This is a genomic window from Candidatus Accumulibacter vicinus (genome assembly GCF_000584955.1).
Lineage (GTDB): Bacteria > Pseudomonadota > Gammaproteobacteria > Burkholderiales > Rhodocyclaceae > Accumulibacter > Accumulibacter vicinus.
Genome location: NZ_JDSS02000019.1, coordinates 128,451 through 131,611, shown reverse-complemented (window position 1 = coordinate 131,611; position 3,161 = coordinate 128,451). Strand labels below are relative to the sequence as shown.

Below are 3,161 nucleotides of genomic sequence, written 5' to 3'. Positions count from 1 at the left end.
CCAACCCCGACCTCGGCGATTTTCTGCAGGCGCTTGGCGAAGGTAATCCGAACTGCCTGGTCGCCCAGTACCAGGCGTCGTTGGTCAATCACTTCGGCCCTGCTCAAGGCGGACTGCTGACCACGCAGGATGTTGCCGCCTACGCGCCGGTAGTGCGTGAACCGCTGCACGTTCCCTTCGGTCCTTACCGCGTGTTGACCAACCCGCCACCAGCCGCCGGCGGCGGCCTGATCGGCGCCGGGCTGCGCATCGCCGAGAGCCTGGGTATTGGCCAGGAGTCATTTCTCTCGCGCGAGCATCAACTCGTGGTGGCGGCGATACTGGCAACCGTATCGCAGATTCGCCTTGCGGGTTACGATCACCGACTATATGCCGACCCGGCGTCGATCCGCGCACTGGTTGCCGGCGATGGCCTCCCGGCCTGGGTCGAGCGGGCACGCTCACGCACTCACGAGAACCTGCTCGGTGCGACCACGCATATCTCGGTAATTGATGCCGAGGGCATGGCCGCGGCAATGACCACCAGCAACGGCGAGGGTTGCGGGCATGTGTTGCCGGAGCTGGGAATCCACGTCAACAACTTCCTCGGCGAAGACGACATCAACCCGGCCGGTTTCCATCGACTGGCACCGGGAAGCTGGATGAGCACCATGATGTCACCCACCATCGTCATCGCCGGCGACCGGCCATGTTTTGCCCTCGGCAGTGGTGGGTCAAACCGGATTCGCAGTGCCATCCTGCAGGCACTGCTCAATCTTCTGCTCTATCGGCGCCCGCTTGACGAAGCGTTGAACGCCGCCCGCCTGCATGTCGAAGGCAGCAAACTGTGGTTCGAGAACGTCGGCCTCGACGAGGGGGTGGCTGATGCCCTGCAGCAGGCCTGGCCGGCCGCGACCTGCTTCGAGGCGACGAGCATGTTCTTTGGCGGGGTCAATGGCGTTGCCAGTGCCGACGGTCGTTTGTCTGGTGCCGCTGACCGCAGACGTGGCGGCGTGGTGATGGTTGCCGAGTCGTAACCGGATTCAGCGGACCTTGATCTCGGTCCACATCCGCGACAGCAAGCGGCGCGTTTTCGGATCGAAATCGCGCAGCATTTCGAGGCGCCGCAAATCGTCCGGCGGCGGGAAAATCCCCGGATTGCCGGCGATCTCGGGAGGAATGTACGGCATCGCCGCCGCGTTCGGGTTGCCGGCACCGATCAGGCTGGAGACGTCGGCAGCGTTGGCGCCTTCGAGCATGAACTGGATGAACTGGTGCGCAAGGTCGGGGCGGCGACCGGATTTGTGCAGTACAAAGCTGTCGACCGCCAACACCGCGCCTTCCTTTGGCGTTCGAAAACCAATGGTAAATGGGCGCTTGGCCTCCTGCGCGTCCTGCTGGGCGCGGAACATGTCGCTTGAGTAACCGTGTGCGACCCAGATGTTGCCGATTGCCAGGTCCTTGATGTAGGTGCTGTTGGAAAAGGTCGCCCAGTACGGCTTGGCGCGCAGGATCAGGCGCTTGGCCTCATCCCAGCGTGCCGGGTCATTCTCCTGAACCGAGTAGCCGAGGTATTTCATCGCCGCGGCCATCAGTTCGCGCTGGCTGTTGAGGACCGTCACCTTGCCTTTCAGTTTTTCGAGGTGACGCGGTTCGAAGATCAACGCCCAGCTGTCGGTCGGCAGGCCGAGTTCGGCCAGCCGGGTGGCGTTGTAACCGAGCAGTGTCACCGTGGTTGCGTAAGGCACTGCATAACGCATGCCGGGATCATACCATGGATCATGAAACTCGGCCTTGACGTTCTTCAGATTCGGCAGTTTGCTCTTGTCGAGCGGGCGCAACGCGTTCTTGCGGAGCAGCGTCTCGACGGCGTTGCCGGTCGGAACGATGAGATCGTAGCCGATTGCGCCGGCTTCGAGCTTGGCCAGCATTTCCTCGTTGTCGGAGTAGAAGTCCTGTTTCAGCCGGCAGCGACATTGCACCTCGAACCGTTGCACGGTGTCTTCCGAGAGGTAGGTATTCCAGATGTAGAGATAGAGAACGTCTTCAGCATGCGCCAGCATCGCGAGGACTGCGAGCAGCACGGCAACGACGCTGGCGCGCAGCGCTTTCATGCCCTGCCCTGCAATGTGTCAGGTGCAAGTTTCGAGGCCAGCGCGATCAAGGTCAGCGTCAGCGCCATCAGCAGCGTAGACACGGCGTTCACTTCGGGACTCACGGCCACCTTGATCATCGAGTAGATTTGCAGCGGCAGCGTCGTGACGCCAACACCGGCGACAAAGACGGTGATCACGAAGTCGTCGACCGAGAGCGTGAAGCTCATCAGAAAACCGGCCAGAATGCCCGGCAGGAGCAGGGGCAGAGTCACGCGCCGGAAAGTCTGCCACGGGCTGGCGCCGAGATCCCGCGCGGCTTCGAAAATGCTCTCGTCCATCCCGGCCAGACGAACGCGGACGATGATCGCGACGAAGCCGATCGAGAAAGTGATGTGCGCGATCAGGATCGAGATCAGCCCGAGCGTCAGGTCGAGCACCTGCCGGAAGAACAGCAGGAGAGAGACCCCGAGCAGAAGCTCGGGCATCGCCACCGGCGTCAGCACCAGAACAGGCAGGAAGCGCAGAAAACCCGCTCGCCAGCGCTGCATGGCCATGCCGGCCATGGTACCAAGCACGGTGGCCACGCTGGCCGCAGCGATGGCAATGAACAGCGAATTGGCGGCGGCATTCAGCATCTCGGTGTCGTCGAGGAGCGTGCCATACCAGCGGGTGGTAAAACCGACCCACTCGGCGTTGAGCAACGAATCGTTGAAAGAGAAGATCACCACTACCGCCAGCGGCAGATAAAGAAAGGCGTAGACGGCCAGTGCCGCGGCCCACAGCCAGAGCGACTGGCGAGCACGTGCCATCAGGCACGCCCCCGGCGCAGCCGCCCGGCCCTCGCTGACAATCCCGCCAGCGCCAGCACGGCGACGGTCAGCAGCAGCGACAAGGTCGAACCAAGCGGCCAGTCGCGGTTGTCGAGAAACTGTTCCTTGATCAGGTTGCCGATCAGCAGATCGCGTGTGCCGCCGAGCAACTCGGGAATGGCGAACATGCCGAGAACCGGAATGAAGACCAGCGCCGAGCCCGCCCAGATACCGGGTAGCGAGAGCGGCAGGGTGATTCGCCAGAAGCGCGTCCAGG

Annotated in this window: 4 protein-coding genes; 1 reads left to right on the top strand and 3 read right to left on the bottom strand. The window is 62.8% G+C overall.

Going from position 1 to position 3,161, the window contains the following annotated elements:
- The coding region (locus tag CAPSK01_RS07045) for a gamma-glutamyltransferase (protein WP_273703231.1) at positions 1–1,016 on the top strand (1,016 nt) is incomplete at its 5' end.
- A 6-nt stretch (positions 1,017–1,022) separates the two neighbouring features.
- On the opposite strand, the gene CAPSK01_RS07040 is transcribed toward CAPSK01_RS07045, so the two are convergent.
- The 3 genes from CAPSK01_RS07040 to CAPSK01_RS07030 all read right to left on the bottom strand — a co-directional run.
- Positions 1,023–2,093: a spermidine/putrescine ABC transporter substrate-binding protein gene (locus CAPSK01_RS07040; protein ID WP_034924410.1), complete on the bottom strand. Its 1,071-nt coding sequence runs from the start codon at positions 2,091–2,093 to the stop codon at positions 1,023–1,025.
- Positions 2,090–2,884, bottom strand: coding sequence for an ABC transporter permease (locus CAPSK01_RS07035; protein WP_034924408.1), 795 nt, complete (start codon positions 2,882–2,884; stop codon positions 2,090–2,092). The genes CAPSK01_RS07040 and CAPSK01_RS07035 overlap by 4 nt, the downstream gene beginning before the upstream one ends.
- Positions 2,884–3,161 (bottom strand): ABC transporter permease subunit (locus tag CAPSK01_RS07030; protein ID WP_034924406.1); only part of this gene is annotated, 278 nt, incomplete at its 5' end. The genes CAPSK01_RS07035 and CAPSK01_RS07030, both read right to left, overlap by 1 nt.

What these genes read in the sequence shown, in the direction of transcription:
- CAPSK01_RS07040 (WP_034924410.1), bottom strand. Translation starts at nt 2,093, where the DNA reads ATGAAAGCGCTGCGCGCCAGCGTCGTTGCCGTGCTGCTCGCAGTCCTC.
- CAPSK01_RS07035 (WP_034924408.1), bottom strand. Translation starts at nt 2,884, where the DNA reads ATGGCACGTGCTCGCCAGTCGCTCTGGCTGTGGGCCGCGGCACTGGCC.